The 17,092-nt window shown below is 41.8% G+C and carries 10 protein-coding genes; 6 read left to right on the forward strand and 4 right to left on the reverse strand.

The window, feature by feature from the left end; genetic code table 11:
- Positions 1 to 169: 169 nt before the first annotated feature.
- The 4 genes from metF to gadC all read left to right on the forward strand — a co-directional run bounded on the left by metF (position 170) and on the right by gadC (position 6,500).
- Positions 170 to 1,054, forward strand: coding sequence for a methylenetetrahydrofolate reductase (gene metF, locus PR725_RS14775; protein WP_004907080.1), 885 nt, complete (start codon positions 170 to 172; stop codon positions 1,052 to 1,054).
- 118 nt (positions 1,055 to 1,172) lie between these two features.
- On the forward strand, positions 1,173 to 2,585 hold the full coding sequence (locus tag PR725_RS14780) for a hypothetical protein (RefSeq protein ID WP_117163004.1): 1,413 nt from the start codon (positions 1,173 to 1,175) through the stop codon (positions 2,583 to 2,585).
- 851 nt (positions 2,586 to 3,436) lie between these two features.
- On the forward strand, positions 3,437 to 4,837 hold the full coding sequence (locus PR725_RS14785; protein WP_004907076.1) for a glutamate decarboxylase: 1,401 nt from the start codon (positions 3,437 to 3,439) through the stop codon (positions 4,835 to 4,837).
- 112 nt (positions 4,838 to 4,949) lie between these two features.
- The gene (gene gadC / locus PR725_RS14790) at positions 4,950 to 6,500 is read left to right on the forward strand and encodes a glutamate:gamma-aminobutyrate antiporter (protein WP_004907073.1); all 1,551 of its coding nucleotides are present in this window, start codon (positions 4,950 to 4,952) and stop codon (positions 6,498 to 6,500) included.
- Between the two features lie 72 nt (positions 6,501 to 6,572).
- On the opposite strand, the gene ppc is transcribed toward gadC, so the two are convergent.
- The 3 genes from ppc to metB all read right to left on the reverse strand — a co-directional run bounded on the left by ppc (position 6,573) and on the right by metB (position 13,229).
- Positions 6,573 to 9,212, reverse strand: a complete 2,640-nt coding sequence (gene ppc, locus PR725_RS14795) for a phosphoenolpyruvate carboxylase (protein WP_272569541.1) — start codon at positions 9,210 to 9,212, stop codon at positions 6,573 to 6,575.
- A 403-nt stretch (positions 9,213 to 9,615) separates the two neighbouring features.
- On the reverse strand, positions 9,616 to 12,057 hold the full coding sequence (locus tag PR725_RS14800; RefSeq protein WP_004907068.1) for a bifunctional aspartate kinase/homoserine dehydrogenase II: 2,442 nt from the start codon (positions 12,055 to 12,057) through the stop codon (positions 9,616 to 9,618).
- Positions 12,058 to 12,068: 11 nt separating this feature from the next.
- On the reverse strand, positions 12,069 to 13,229 hold the full coding sequence (gene metB, locus PR725_RS14805) for a cystathionine gamma-synthase (RefSeq protein WP_109912969.1): 1,161 nt from the start codon (positions 13,227 to 13,229) through the stop codon (positions 12,069 to 12,071).
- A gap of 315 nt (positions 13,230 to 13,544) precedes the next feature.
- Between metB and metJ the strand changes: the two genes are divergently transcribed.
- Positions 13,545 to 13,862 carry a met regulon transcriptional regulator MetJ gene (gene metJ / locus PR725_RS14810; protein WP_004265315.1) on the forward strand — a complete coding sequence of 106 codons (318 nt, stop codon included), beginning with the start codon at positions 13,545 to 13,547 and terminating at the stop codon, positions 13,860 to 13,862.
- Positions 13,863 to 14,125: 263 nt separating this feature from the next.
- Here the strand turns inward: metJ and rpmE are convergent, their stop codons facing one another.
- Entirely contained in the window at positions 14,126 to 14,341 is a 216-nt protein-coding gene (gene rpmE, locus PR725_RS14815) for a 50S ribosomal protein L31 (protein WP_004265313.1), read from the reverse strand.
- A gap of 218 nt (positions 14,342 to 14,559) precedes the next feature.
- On the opposite strand from rpmE, the gene priA reads away from it, so the two are divergent.
- Entirely contained in the window at positions 14,560 to 16,758 is a 2,199-nt protein-coding gene (gene priA, locus PR725_RS14820) for a primosomal protein N' (protein WP_272569544.1), read from the forward strand.
- Positions 16,759 to 17,092: the final 334 nt, after the last annotated feature.

The raw sequence follows: 17,092 nt of genomic DNA on the forward strand, positions 1-17,092 counted from the left end.
ATTATTTTCCTGTTGCCTTTGAAAAAACCTCAGCGTCATAATTTAATTTAAGTATTGACTATTGATACCGATCTGGTAATTTCTTTTAGACGTCTAAACGTATAGACGCACGAATGGATATAATAACGTACAAAAAATAGTTAGTCTGCAAATTGCGAGGTTACAGGGTATGAGCTTTTTTCACGCAAATCAGCGCGAAGCGCTAAATCAAAATTTAGCTGAGTTAGATGGCCAAATTAATGTTTCATTTGAATTTTTCCCACCTCGCAGTGAAGAGATGGAGCAGACACTATGGAAATCCATCGATCGGCTCAAAAACCTGAAACCTAAATTTGTCTCCGTGACTTATGGTGCGAATTCCGGTGAACGTGATAGAACGCACAGCATCATCAAAGATATTAAAGATAAAACCGGTTTAATTGCCGCCCCTCACCTAACTTGTATTGATGCAAGCCCTGATGAACTGAAAGCCATTGCTCGTGACTATTGGAATAATGGTATTCGTCATATTGTTGCTCTGCGTGGTGATTTACCTGACAACAGCCGTAAACCAGATATGTATGCCGTTGATTTGGTTGAGTTGCTAAAAGGTGAGGCGGATTTTGATATTTCTGTCGCTGCCTACCCTGAAGTCCACCCAGAAGCCAAAAGTGCTCAAGCCGATTTAATTAGTTTAAAAAAGAAAATTGATGCGGGTGCTAACCGTGCAATTACTCAATTTTTCTTTGATGTTGAAAGCTATTTACGTTTTCGTGACCGCTGTGTCGCAACTGGCATTGATGTGGAAATTGTACCGGGGATCTTACCGGTCTCTAACTTTCGCCAACTTGAGCGCTTTGCTAAACTGACTAACGTACGCATTCCTGCGTGGATGAGCAAAATGTATGAAGGATTAGACGATGACCCAGAAAGCCGTAATCTTGTCGGTGCATCCATTGCCATGGACATGGTTAAAATTCTTAGCCGTGAAGGCGTAAAAGATTTCCACTTTTACACATTGAACCGTTCTGAGCTCACCTATGCTATCTGCCATACTTTAGGCGTTAGGCCTTAGCCCCTCAATGTCGTGATATATTTTTAAAAGTACATCACGACATTGCTTTATGAAAGTTTCCTAATTCCACTTAGTTAAACTCATTGAAACCGAAAAATTCCAACAATGAGTATTAAATATGAAAGTTGAGTCCAATATCTCTTCGGTGAATACTTCACCATCCACCTCGATTAAAACAGCCGCATTCCCTACTGGATCATTTGAACAACGGGATGTCGTGATTATTAATCCCTATATGAATGGAGGTGGGGATAAAGCACTGGGTAATAAAGTCGCAAACATTGCATTAAATGATGGCTGCAGAGTATCCATAATTTCAATGAATGCTGACGATATTGCAAAAATGGACTGTCGTAATTTGTCGTTAAATGACCCCACTTTTAATTCAATTGACCAATTGAGAAATCCATTACTTATTATTACTCCAATTAGCACACTGGAATCTCAACAAATTGAGTTTTGCATCACGCGGCTATGTCAATATCTTGATTTTAACAAACAAAAAGTAATGATCCTTGATGAAATGGATGTCCTTCCTCAAGACAGTAAACTACGAGAATGTATAAAGCACCTATATCATAATGGGTTTAAAAATATCCACGCTTATAACTTAGGGTTAAATAATGGGATAGGTTATTTAGCAACAGAACAGAAACAGATAGATAATATTAAACACCGTTTCAGATATGAGTTATCCAACTTAATGGATAGTTATAATTTATCGTTAGCAAAAGATACCCACCACTATTTAGCCTATCTCAGTGCTGAACCTGTGTACCGGCAAGCCAAGCTCCCCATGCACAGTGCACAATTGTTCATAACTAATAAACTTATAGAGACACAGCATGATAATAAAGATACAAATTTTATTATTGTGATACGCCAGCTAGCCAATTGCTATCGTGATAATTTCAATATAGAAGAATTTGTTAGGCATACAAAACACTACTTTGACGGTAAAGAAACTGTTTCCTCAGCCATACAAGAAATACTGACAAAAAAAGAAGCAGGGAAATTTGGTTCGCCAATGTTATTTTCAAAAGCACAATTATATCTTGCAGATACAGAACAAGGGAAATTAGAAAAACTTTTTGAGCTTAAAGGTACTGGAAACCGACAAATTAATATTGTTGTAACTGAATCCCTCCCCAAAAATATTTTTGAGGATTTCATGTGCTTGGCTGATTCCGGCATGATGAGCGGTGATCAGTCACTTAGTGAGTATTTATCCTTAAAAAACGCCGTGCCTTACTACGACATGCAACCATGGAAAGAGGGAGTTGCTGATGGCTTAATCAAGTATGCAGAACAACATGGAACCAAAGATACTATGGTTTCTAAAATCAGTGGTTACAAACTTAATGGCGGCACTAGGGCTTTCTATTTAAATGCAACCCAGTATATTCCACCGACTCCAGAACAATTAGCTCAAGAAGAGGCAACTAATAAGAAAATTGCTAGCTTAAAAGCCAATGGTAAAATTCGTGAGTTCATCACGCCAAAAAAAGAATGGAAAAGATGGGATCAGTAGAAAGCAAGTCACTAATCGAGCAGAAAGCGGGATCACTCCGCCATCCTTTCACACCAATGTATGTACGGCTCCGTATATGGCGGTTCCTATCTATATTGAAATAAATCCAATACATGAATCTGTTTCGTTCATTGTGCCTACAAGCCGCTCAGAAAGCATATGTGATTTGTCGCTCGTGATATGCTATTGGTTAGCTAGCACTACTTTAGTTAGCTTAAAAATAAAGATCATCAATTATCCGGAACTGGCTATTTATATTTATTGTTTACAAAAGAGCTTCTATTTTTTACAAAAATACATTGACGTGATATCGAAACTGGTTAGTTTTCCGACCCACATATCCATAATAAAACCAGTGTTATTATCTTCTATATTCAAGTTTATCTTACCGCAATAAATATATTTAACGGTTAATGGTATAAATTAATTTTTAATATAATGAAAATTATAGCTTAAATATCAACCACAGAATTTAACATTACTGAAATATTAAATCCCCACAAATAATCATGTATTTCTCCTACAATTATCGCCCCATGCAAAATCAAATAAAAATAGCTAAAAAGCTAAATTCATAGAAATAAAAACCATAAAAATGTAATAATTCAGTTAAATTATGCAGTTTTTAGTATCATCTTATAAACACAAATCACCCTTTGATAAAATTATCTATCAAAAAAACAATCGCAAACCATCATTCACTCCACTATTACTTTCTAATTATGACATTTTTCATTAAATTATCTTTTTTATTTGAACGCTTTTGAATTTTTCAAAAGTCAGCGTATATTTAATATTGAGCTCAAAATTAATACTATTTAATTACCACATGGTTATTGAGGAATTAAGAAATGAGTAATAATGCATTAAATTCAAAACACAATGGAATGGATGATGTCTACGCATCATTAGAATTATCCAAATCATTACCAAAAACCAAATTTCCATTGAAAGAACAAGCACCACGTAATGTATTTAGTGCAGTACGCGATGAATTAATGTTAGATGGGAATTCACGCCAAAACTTAGCGACATTCTGCCAGACATGGGTAGATGATGAAATTCGTGATTTGATGGATTTGTCTATCGACAAAAACATGATAGACAAAGATGAATATCCACAAACGGCTGAAATTGAAAACCGCTGTGTACATATGTTAGCAGATTTATGGAATTCACCAGATGCAGAAAATACCCTTGGTTGTTCAACCATCGGGTCCTCAGAAGCTGCAATGCTTGGTGGGCTCGCGTTAAAATGGCAATGGCGCAAAAAACAAGCCGCTAAAGGGAAGCCGACTGATAAACCCAACTTAATTTGTGGCCCAGTTCAAATCTGTTGGCACAAATTTGCCCGTTATTTCGATGTTGAACTCAGAGAGATTCCACTTGAAGGCGACCGCCTTATCATGACACCGGAAGAGGTGCTCAAACGCGTCGATGAAAATACCATTGGTGTGGTCCCAACGCTTGGGGTGACATTTACCTGCCAATATGAGCCCGTCAAAGCCGTACATGATGCGCTCGATAAACTGCAAAAAGAGACTGGATTGGATATCCCTATCCATGTGGATGGTGCGAGTGGCGGGTTCTTAGCCCCATTCTGTGCGCCAGACTTAGAATGGGATTTCCGCTTACCACGCGTAAAATCCATTAATGCATCCGGCCATAAATTTGGTTTAGCCCCATTAGGCGCTGGCTGGGTAATTTGGCGTGAAGCCAAAGATCTCCCAGAAGAATTGATTTTTAATGTGAATTATTTAGGTGGCAACATGCCAACATTCGCACTCAATTTCTCTCGTCCTGGTGGCCAAATCATTGCTCAATATTATAATTTCTTGAGACTAGGTCGCGAAGGCTATGCAAAAATCCACAACGCTTGCTACGCAACCGCACAATATCTCAGCCGTGAAATTGAAAAATTAGGGCCATTTGAAATGATTTTTGATGGTGATAGCCAAACTGGTATCCCGGCATTAGCCTGGAAACTAAAAGAAGGCACAACCACCAGCAAATATTCCCTCTATGACATCGCAGACAAACTGCGTAGTCGCGGCTGGCAAGTTCCCGCCTATTCCATGCCAGCAAACCGTGAAGACCTTGTTATTCAACGTATTCTAGTACGTCATGGTGTTAGTTTAGATTTAGCGGCATTACTGATTGATGACTTCAAACGTACTTTAGAATATTTCGATAAGCACCCCGTCAATCAACCGCTAACGGAAGAAGAAGGCGGCGGCTTTAATCATAGTTAATTCTTTTATTCATGATTGTGTTGTTAACGAGCCAAAGAGCTTTAGGTTCTTTGGCTCCTACTGAGATCCGCCCAGCAAAGGCTGATTGTTTATCGATTTGAGGAGAACTCGTATGGCAACAACGACAGCTCCAGCCGCAAAACAGCTCACATTACTCGGCTTTTTTGCCATTACCGCATCGATGGTGATGGCCGTTTATGAATATCCAACATTTGCGACATCTGGCTTTAGCCTCGTATTTTTCCTGCTATTGGGAGGATTATTGTGGTTTATTCCTGTCGCCTTGTGTGCCGCAGAAATGGCAACCGTGGAAGGTTGGGAGGAAGGTGGTGTATTTGCATGGGTTTCTAACACATTAGGCGAACGCTGGGGATTTGCCGCCATTTCATTTGGTTATTTACAAATAGCAATTGGCTTTATTCCTATGCTGTATTTCGTCTTAGGGGCACTGTCTTATATTTTAAATTGGCCAGAACTTAATACAGACCCTATCACTAAAACAATAGGGGCGCTTGTTATTCTCTGGGTATTGGCTTTCACTCAATTTGGTGGAACCAAATACACGGCAACCATTGCAAAAATCGGTTTCTTCGCAGGTATTTTGCTCCCAGCTCTAATTTTAGTCTTTTTAGCGATCAGCTATTTAGTTAGCGGCTCACCATTAGCTATTGAAATTAGTACTGAAACTTTTATTCCTGATTTCACCAAAATTGGCACACTAGTGGTATTTGTTGCCTTTATTTTGAGTTATATGGGTGTTGAGGCATCCGCAACCCACGTCAATGAGATGAAAAACCCCGGCCGAGATTACCCCGCAGCGATGTTTTTACTGATGATAGCGGCAATTTGTTTAAGCTCAATTGGTGGGTTATCGGTGGCAGCCGTGATCCCAAACAGTGAAATTAATTTATCTGCTGGTGTAGTACAGACATTCAATGTGCTTGTCACACACTTTAATTCCTCCCTTGAATGGGCCGTAAGAATTATTGCTGCATTATTATTACTTGGTGTGCTGGCTGAGATTGCTTCTTGGATTGTGGGGCCATCCCGCGGTATGTATGTCGCGGCACAGAAAGGCATTCTGCCGCAAAGCTTTGCCAAGGTGAATAAAAATGGCGTGCCGGTAACACTGGTGATTTCCCAATTACTGATCACAACAGTGGCAATTATTGTCCTCACCAATACTGGGGGCGGTGGCAATATGTCATTCCTTATTGCGCTCGCCTTAACCGTAGTTATCTATTTATGTAGCTATTTCATGCTATTTCTCGGTTACATGCATTTAGTGTGCAAGCAACCAGAGAAAAAACGTGCATTTAATATTCCCGGAGGAAAAGGCGTTAAAGTTCTCGTCGCATTAGTTGGCTTCATTATTTCTATCTTAGCCTTTATTGTTTCATTCTTCCCACCGAGCTCTTTACCTGAGGGGGCGAGTGATAATACCTATGTGACATTACTTACGGTTAGCTTTGTGATTATTTTCTTACTTCCCTTTGTGATTTATGCTTTCCATAACAAACAAGGTAAAAAAACGAATGTCGCGATGGTGCATATCAAAACGCACAATGCGCCAGCTAACCATTTCTTTATTCACCCTCGAGCTCGCTCTACATATCACTTGATTCATCATGATAAACCAGATGATGGCTCATCCAATTCGTAATACCCTGTAAAAATAATGAGGGCTACCATTTGGTAGCCCTCATATTATTCAAGTATTTTAAAAATCAACAAACTAACCCGTATTACGCATACCTGCAGCAACCCCTGCAATCGTTACCATCAAGGCTTGCTCGACACGTGGGTCTGGGTGCTCTTGTTGGCGAGAACGATGTAAAAGCTCTGCTTGTAAGACGTTTAATGGGTCGGTATAGACATTACGTAACGCGATAGATTCTGCTATCCAAGGTAAATCCGCCATTAGCGCTTCGTCTTTCGAAACCGCCAATACGCTTTTAATATCCTCAGACAACTGGTCACGTAGTTTTTGCCCTAATGGCCATAAGCGCTCTTCCACTAAGCGGTGGTCATAATATTCTGCCAGCCATAAGTCTGCTTTTGCATAAACCATTTCTAACATCGCAATACGTGTATTAAAGAATGGCCACTGCTGCCACATTTCATCAAGAACAGCTTGTTTGCCTTCTTTCTCAATGACATGTTTCAGTGCTGCACCAGCGCCTAGCCATGCGGGAAGCATTAAACGGTTCTGCGTCCATGCAAAGATCCATGGAATAGCACGCAAAGTTTCCACGCCACCCGTTGGTCTACGTTTTGCAGGACGTGACCCAAGCGGTAATTTACCTAACTCTAGTTCAGGCGTCGCAGCGCGGAAATAAGGGACAAAATCCGGTTGTTCACGCACATAATCACGGTACATCGCGCAAGACACATCAGATAGTGAATCCATCACGGACTTCCACTCATCTTTTGGCTCTGGTGGTGGTAAAAGATTCGCTTCTAATATTGCACTCGCGTATAAGGCAAGGCTGCTAATCGTGACTTGTGGCAAGCCGAATTTAAAACGGATCATTTCGCCTTGTTCTGTTACCCGCAGCCCACCTTTTAAACTACCTGGTGGTTGAGAAAGTAATGCTGAATGTGCAGGTGCACCGCCGCGGCCAATTGTACCGCCACGCCCATGGAATAATGTCAGTGTGACACCTTCTTTCTCACACAGCTTAATGAGTGCATCTTGTGCACAATATTGCGCCCATGACGCCGCCATTACCCCTGCATCTTTAGCCGAATCGGAGTAACCAATCATCACCATTTGGCGGTCATCAATAAGGTCACGATACCACTCAATGCTTAAAAGCTTGGTCATCACGCTTTCAGCGTTGTTTAAATCTTCCAGTGTTTCAAATAGTGGCGCTACTGGCAAACGGACTGATGCTCCATTCTCTTTCAGCAACAATTTTACCGCCAACACGTCTGACGGAACTTTCGCCATTGAAATAACATAAGCTGCGATAGAATCATTTTTGGCTTTCGCAATCACACGGCAAGTTTCAAATACTTCCTGTGTTTCTGCGCTCGGTTGCCAGTCTTGAGGGATCAGTGGGCGTAACGATTGTAGCTCTGCCAGCAAGAATTGTTGTTTTTCCTCTTCTGACCACTGTGAGTAATCACCCAACCCTAAATACTGAGTTAGCTCTGCAATGGCTTCAGTGTGACGAGTGCTTTCTTGGCGGACATCAATACGTACCAGTTGCAAACCAAAGCTACGAATACGGCGCAGAGTATCCAACAACTGACCATTCGCAATGATTTTCATATTGCAGGCAATTAATGATTGATAACATGCATATAGCGGGTCCCATAACTGGGCGTTGTCTACCAATAAGTCTGCTGGTGGTAAAACTTGCTCGCCTTTAACACGGCGCTCTAAATACTCTAATGTCGAGAATAATTGACTACGTAAATTTTTCGCAATTTGGCGATAAGGCTCATCAACGTCATCTCCCCCTGCTAGCGCACGCAGCTCTGGGGTTGCTTCTGTCATTGAAAGCTCTGAAACCAACACTTGAATATCTTTGAGGAATAAGTCCGCCGCTTTCCAGCGGCTCAGTAATAGCACCTGACGAGTCACATCCGCAGTCACGTTCGGGTTGCCATCACGGTCGCCTCCCATCCATGAGGTAAAGCGGATTGGATTCGCTTCAACGGGTAATACCGCGCCGATTGAATCTTCCAACTGTTCATTAAATTCACGTAAGAAAGCGGGCACCCCTTCCCACAATGAATTTTCAACAACGGCAAATCCCCATTTCGCTTCATCAATGGGCGTTGGGCGAATTTTACGAATTTCATCGGTATGCCATGATTGCGCCACTAATTGGCGTAAGCGGCGCATGATATTATTACGTTCATAATCTGCAATATCATCATGGTCGAGTTGTGATAAGCAGTTGTTTACCTCAACCAGTTTATGGATCAACGTACGGCGGGCAATTTCCGTTGGGTGAGCCGTTAAAACTAGCTCAATTGAAAGCTGTTCAACCGCTTTTTGAATATCGCCATCCGTGAAGTTTTTGCCTTTTAATCGGCTAAACAGATTTTTCAATGCCACTGGATTACTTGCCGCTTCACCGTGAGGCGAAATGCTGTGATATTGCTCAGCAACGTTTGTCAGGTTTAAGAATTGGTTAAATGCCCTTGCAACGGGTAGCAATTCATCATTAGAAAGATTTTGTAATGTCATCAGCAGTTTTTGGCGCTGAACTTCATTACCTGCACGGGAAGATTTGGAAAGCTTACGAATGGACTCAACTTTGTCGAGTATATCCTCACCTAAGGCTTCCTTGATGGTATCGCCGAGTAGCTTACCCAGCATACTGACATTACTGCGCATTGCGGAATATTGCTGATTCATGAGACTCCTGACCTTGTGCTTCTGGCAGAATGCATTCCCGCACGGTTCACGGTTAACAGACTGCACCCAGTTTCCTGTAACAAAATTTCAGTCGGCTGCGTTAGAGTTGTCGTTTTGTGATGCAGGCCGCTAAATTTACCCTTCAGTGTATATTCATATCAGAAAAAAATGACTTTGGGGGATTTTTCTGAAATTTAATTACAGCCTTATTTTTATTAATTTTTCTTATTTAAGTATTGTTTCAGCGCAATATATCGTCGATTCAGCACTTTTAAGACATGAATAATGTTTAAGAATTAAATCATCAGAATAAAAAACAGAAAATGAAGGGGTAAATTAAAAATATTCATAATGCATCGGTGCCCTCAATACCACCAAGAACACCAATACACCTGAAAAATGATTATAAAAGTTGAGAGAGCCGGTTGAGATCCGACTGAATAGCGCCAGCGGTCACATCGCGCCCGGCTCCTGGCCCACGGATCACCAATGGGTTGTCTCGATACCAACGGCTCTCGATAGCAAACACATTGTCACCCGGTAATAATGAGGCCAGCGGATGTTCCGGTTTCACGGCTTCCACACCGACTTTCGCTTTGCCTTTTACTGCATCAAACCGTGCCACATAGCGTAGCACTAACCCTAGTTCTTGCGCCGCTTCTAAACGTTGCTGCATCTGCTCATTAATAATGGCGCTATTTTCAAAGAACTCATCGAGTGAACCCGTCTGAGCCTGTTTCGGTACTAAAGATTCCACTCTCACATCATCGGGTTCGATGTCATAACCTGCTTCACGGGCTAAAATAATTAATTTTCGCATGACATCTTGCCCTGATAAATCAATGCGTGGATCTGGTTCAGTTAACCCTTGCTGCCAAGCTTGCTCTACTAGCTCGCTAAATGGGATAGAACCGTCAAACTGTAAAAATAGCCATGATAGCGTTCCAGAAAAAATACCACTGATAGCCAGGATCGAATCACCACTTTCTTTTAAGTCCCGTACCGTATAGTTAATCGGTAACCCTGCACCTACTGTTGCGTTGTATAGCCAGTGACGACCTGTTTTCGAAAACGCATCGCGTATTTGACGATATTGTGCCGTTTGCGCTGCCCCTGCAATTTTATTTGCACTGATCACATGAAAACCATAACTCGCAAAATCCACATAGTTATCTGCCAGTGTCTCACTTGCGGTGACATCTAATACCACTAAATCATCATAAGGATGGGAACGCATCCATAAAAATAGGCTATCGTCCTCATGCTCTACAGCTTCGTCATCAAAGAAAGCCAGCGCACGGCTGGGGTCAATCCCTTGGTAATTCAACAAACTACGGCGGCTGTCTACTACACCTGCTAAGACAAAATCAAAGTCGCTACGTGCCGAAATCTTGTATTGCTCCGCAGCAAAAAGTTCTAACCAACGCGCACCAATATTCCCTTTACCAAATAACACTAAACCAATGCGTTTTTCTGCACGGAATAAGCTCTGGTGCATCCCTTGAATTAAGTGCTCTGTTTGGTTAGAACGCAAAACAGCGACTAAGCTGATGGCATCCTCTGAATGCCAAATAAATTCAACAGGCTGCCCTTTTAATTCCTCATAAAAACGGTGGCTATGTAATGGCTTTTTACACACACCTGCACCGACTAGCGCAACCAAAGAAAAACCTTCACGTAATGATAATGACCCCGGCAACCCGGCTTCTTCAAGGGTATTTAAGGCACTTTCGACAATTTCAGAGGTATAACATAATTGCAGCAAAGAGCGGTCATGATGAATACCACGCGCCAAAGGACGCAATTGAGCACGCTTAAGTAATAAATCCACATCTTTGCAGATTTGTTTAAAATCACGGCCAGCAGCGATGCGCAATTCAATTAAGCACACATCATCATGGCTAGTCACGATTTTTGCCCCTGCTCCTGACGCAAGTACCCGTTCAATTTTTGTTGAGCCCTGCTCCGGTTGATAGCTACACCTTAATTGCAAATCAATATTGCTCACGGAAACGGGTTGTAAAGTGCGTGTATGTAAAACAGGAGCCGCTAAGCGCGCCAATTCACTGGCTTCATCTAGGCGCAATAAGGGCAATAAACAGGCATCTTTCACTTTACGAGGGTCAGCGCTATATACTCCAGCGACATCACTCCAAATCGTTACTTTTCCCACATCTGCCAGTGCACCGACTTGTGTTGCGGAATAGTCACTCCCATTACGCCCAAGCAGTACCGTCTCACCTTGCTGATTACGCGAAATAAAACCTGTCACGACAATACGTCGGTTCGGTAACTGAGTTAACTGTTGTTGCAATAAATAACGCGATTGTGTTTCATCGACCTGCGGTTGTGCCGCACGCTCAGCGCGTAAAAATAAACGCGCATCTAACCAAGCACTCGTCATGCCGGCCTGTGCAAGCACCTCAGCCATAAGGCGCGCAGACCAAATTTCACCGTGCCCTACCACTTCTGCATAAGTCGCATCATTAGTCGGTTTATCCAACAACGCACTTAAACGCTCTAAATCGTGAATAAATAATTGGCTTAATTCTACGGCTTTTTGTTCCGGTAAAAGAGATTCAATTAAATCAAGTTGATAGCGGCGTAACGACTGTTGAGCTTGATGAGCCGAAATACGATCACTTTGGCTTAATTTTAACCAATTGATCAACTGATTAGTTGTACTACCCGCGGCAGAAACCACCATTAAATCACCAGGTTGACTATAGTTCGCCATAATTGCTGCAACGCGTTGATAGCACTTCGCATCGGCTAAACTACTGCCCCCAAACTTATGTAACTGACGGTGACAAGGAGCCACCTCAACCGCTGTTAGTACACTCATCAAAAACTCCGCTAACGTTGTCCCGCAACCTGAAATGCGTGATCTAAGTCTGTGATTAAATCCTGAGGATCTTCAATCCCCACTGAAATTCTTAGCAAGCTATCTGTAATCCCCGCTTGCGCACGAGCTTCTGCTGACATACCTGCATGCGTCATTGTCGCAGTATGGGAAATCAATGTTTCCACCCCACCCAATGACTCCGCCAATGTAAACAGGCTAAGTGAGCGAAGAAAATGGCGAAGTTGTGACTCATCACCTGCAAATTCAAAACTCAACATGGCGCCAAAACCTTTTTGTTGTTTCAGCGCTATTTCGTGCCCAGGATGATCTTCCAATGCAGGATAATACAATTTTTTCACTAAAGGCTGCGATTTAAGATATTTTACGATCTCTTGTGCGTTTTGCTGTTGCTGTAACACACGAGGGGATAGAGTTCGGATGCCTCTTAATAATAAGTAGCTATCAAAAGCGCCCCCAGTGACACCAATATTATTCGCCCACCACGCTAATTCTATTGCCCATTTTTCCTCTTTGGCAATCACTACACCAGCCACAATATCTGAATGACCATTAAGGTATTTTGTACATGAATGCACAACAAAGTCAGCCCCTAATGACAGTGGTTGCTGGAGGATAGGGCTTAAAAATGTATTGTCGACAACCACTAACGCGCCAACATCATGCGCTAATTGCGCAATATGCTGTATATCAAAAATTCTTAATAATGGGTTACTGGGTGTTTCAATTAAGACTAATTTAGGTTTTTTAGCGAGCGCAGCTCGTAATGCAGATTCATCACTTTGATCGACAAATTGCACTTGGTAAGCCCCACGCTGACTTTGGCTATTAAATAACCGATAACTTCCACCATAACAATCATGAGGTGCAACTAATAGATCACCGGGCTGTAAAAAAACAGTACAGAGTAAATGAAGCGCTGACATCCCACTGTTGGTCATTACTGCGCCGCTCCCCCCCTCAAGCTGTGCCAATGTTTTTTGCACAATATCGCGACCTGGATTTCCACGGCGTGAGTAGTCATGTGCGCGAGGCTCATTAAAATCAGTGAAGTTATAGGTGCTAGACAAATAAATGGGAGGCACAACACAACCAAATTGTTGGTCATCATTTAATCCATTATGAATTGCGATGGTTGACGGCTTGTAAGTCATAAACGCTTCTCCTGAACAGTGATAGGCCAAATCATACCCATCGGATGTTTAGACGTCAATATATCTAGACGTCTAAACCTCTTTACGTTTATATCAAGTAATGGAATAATCAGCCTTAATAATTATGTGTAAATTGATAGTCAATCGCATAAGTGGATTTAACTTGTTAATTTTAAACATTATTTTTTATTAAAATAAGTGAATCCTCATCGAACATATATGCAGATATTCTCGATTTAGAGCTTAGAATAAGTTCCTATTAAAAAGAATATGTATATTATTTTTAATTATTACTGAAAATATCCAAGGTAACCCATGGCTGAATGGAATGGTGAGTATGTCAGTCCGTATGCTGAACATGGCAAAAAGAGTGAGCAAGTAAAGAAAATTACAGTATCTATTCCTTTGAAGGTACTAAAAATTTTAACTGATGAGCGTACTCGCCGTCAGATCAACAACTTACGTCATGCCACTAACAGTGAATTACTGTGTGAAGCATTTTTGCATGCATTCACAGGCCAACCACTGCCAAATGATGAAGACTTGCGTAAAGAACGTAATGACGAGATCCCTGAAGCCGCAAAAGAAATCATGCGCGAATTAGGTATCGACCCTGAAACGTGGGAATATTAATCCTAATTAGTCGCCATTACGTGCCTCAAAGTTTTAACTACGTCGCAAACCTTGCGACGTAGTGCCTTTCCTTATATTTTATTCAAGATAGCTATAACTATAATGGCGATACGCTCAAGTCTAAAGTCAAAGTACGCAGTAATGACATCATGCTCGGTGTCGTTTATCACTTCTAATTTCTTCATTTAGACATAAAAACGCTTATTTTGGGCATTAAAAAAGGGAAACTCAGTTTCCCTTTTTTTCGCATTTCACAAGTTCGATTATTTTTTAGAACCTGGGATGCTGAAACGTTGGTTGAAGCGATCAACACGACCACCAGTCGCAACATCACGCTGTTTACCAGTATAGAACGGGTGGCAGTTACCACAAACGTCCAGGTTCAGCGAGTGACCAGCAGTTGAATTAATTTTCATTACATTACCGCAAGAACAAGTTGCAGTAACTTCTTCGTATTTAGGGTGAATACCTTTTTTCATGGGAGAACCTCTATTAAGGCCGTGTCGCCATTCCAGCCCTAACGCCGGACACCACACGTCGTGTTGATTGAATTTAATATATTGGTAAAAATAAATACCAAAGGCGGCGGATCATACAGAAATTCTGTTTATCACGCAATGAAAACTGAGTAAATTTTGTGGTACTCTAGTCAACAATCGCTCGCATTATCGCATAAAAAATAGACGGAAACCCAGATATGATCGTCGTTCAGGTGGCTTTACCTGTCCCATTAAACCGCACATTTGATTATCGCCTTCCTGATAACATGCCACTGCCAGTGATTGGCAGCCGTGTTATGGTACCGTTTGGCAAGCGTCAAGCCTTAGGTATTGTGGTAAAACACAGCGATAAAAGCGAGTTTGCTGAAGATAAATTAAAAGCTATCGAACTGGTTCTCGACCATCAAACGCTCTTCCCAGATGATATTTGGCAACTATTATTGTGGTCTTCCCAATACTATCACTACCCAATTGGCGAAGTACTATTCCACGCATTACCCACTCTATTGCGCCAAGGTAAACCTGCAGAATTTACCCCTATTTGGCAATGGCAAGTGACAGATGAAGGCTTAGCCGTTGACCTTAATGAGCTCAAACGCTCCCCAAAACAACAGCAGGCCCTCGCACTTTTACGTCGTAGACCCGTTTATCGCCATCAAGTGAATGAGCTTGAAATCAGTGAAAGTGCTCTACAAGCACTGAAAAAGAAAGCTTATATTGAGTTACATCCCGTTCAACCGACGAGCGAAAAATGGCAACCAAACTTTACAGTTTGCGGTGAACGGTTGCGGCTTAATAGTGAGCAAGCCACCGCTGTCGGTGCTATACGCGCTGAAGATAACCAATTTTCGCCATGGCTGCTCGCAGGGATAACGGGGTCCGGTAAAACAGAAGTGTATCTGAGCGTATTGGAAAATGTTCTTGCTCAAGGTAAACAAGCTTTAGTTTTGGTGCCTGAAATTGGCTTGACCCCACAAACTATCAGCCGCTTTCGTGAGCGCTTCAATGCGCCTGTTGATGTTTTACACTCAGGGCTGAACGATAGCGAACGTTTAGCAGTTTGGCTACGCACCAAGCAAGGTCAAAATGCCATTATTATTGGTACACGTTCGGCACTGTTCACGCCTTTCGCCCACCTTGGCATTATTATTATTGATGAAGAGCATGACAGCTCATACAAACAACAGGATGGTTGGCGTTATCATGCACGTGATTTAGCCGTTTTTCGCGCTAAAAAGAACAATATTCCTATTGTGATGGGCACTGCGACGCCATCGTTAGAAACCTTACTAAATGTACAGCAACATAAATATCGGCAATTAAATCTCACTATTCGTGCCGGTAATGCACGCCCTGCGGCTCAACATCTTATTGACTTAAAAGGCCAGCCACTAAAATTTGGCCTTTCTCACTTATTAATTCAACATATTAAAGAACACCTTGCACAAAATAATCAGGTGATTTTATTTTTAAATCGCCGTGGTTATTCCCCAGCATTAATTTGCCATGAATGCGGATGGATTGCTGAGTGCCAGCGCTGTGACCACTATTACACCTTGCATCAAAATTTCCATCAATTACGCTGCCACCATTGTGACAGCCAGCGCCCAGTTCCTCATCAATGCCCACAATGTGGTTCAACGCATTTAGTGCCTGTTGGAATGGGAACTGAGCAACTTGAGGAAGGTATTTGTGAACTGTTCCCTGACACTCCCGTTACGCGTATTGACCGTGATACCACGAGCCGTAAAGGCGAACTGGAACAACATTTAAATCAAGTACATGAAGGAGGAGCTCGAATTCTTATTGGCACACAGATGTTAGCCAAGGGCCACCATTTCCCTGATGTCACCTTAGTCGCCTTATTAGATGTTGACGGAGCTTTGTTCTCGAGTGATTTTCGTGCAGCCGAACGGTTTGCTCAATTATACGTACAAGTTTCTGGCCGAGCAGGGCGAGCCGGTAAACAAGGTGAAGTGTTCTTACAGACCCACCATCCCGAAAACCCACTGTTGCTCACACTACTTGAAGAGGGCTACAACGCATTTACCCAAGAAGCGATGGAAGAGCGCAGGATCGCCATGCTACCGCCTTACACCAACCATATATTGATCCGCTCAGAAGATCACAATAACCAAGATTCGCGTCAATTTCTGCAAAATGTGCGGCAATATATAACCCAACACCCACAAAGTGATGCAAAAATGTGGATTTTAGGCCCCTCGCCGTCGATTCAAGCTAAACGTGGCGGCCGATTCCGCTGGCAATTGCTATTGCAACACCCTTCGCGACTTTATTTACAACAGTTTATGGCGAAACTGTTACCAGAAATTCTTCAACAACCAGAAAGCCGCAAAGTAAAATGGAATATTGATGTGGACCCAACTGATTGTTAACCCATGAACAATGTTAAAGGATTCATTTTATCTAGCCATTTAACTTTATAGGCTATAACCAATATTGTCTTTGCAGCATATTGATAACTTTGAATTATTTACCCTATAATGCTAAACAACTAAATTGAGCGCTTTTTACACACATTGAGTTTCATTTATCTTTTTACCCTTAGAATTATTTTCAAAATTTGCGAAGCAGCTCTAAAAAATGACGCAAGTCACACTTTTTATGCAAACTAGGTAACAGATATTATTGAGAAACCAATTAGAATAGCTACTAATAATGACGTACTTGCGCCATTCAAAAAAAGCAAACGATTAAATCAATCTAAGG

The sequence above is a fragment of the Providencia sp. PROV255 genome (assembly GCF_028478065.1).
Classification (GTDB): Bacteria; Pseudomonadota; Gammaproteobacteria; order Enterobacterales; family Enterobacteriaceae; genus Providencia; species Providencia rettgeri.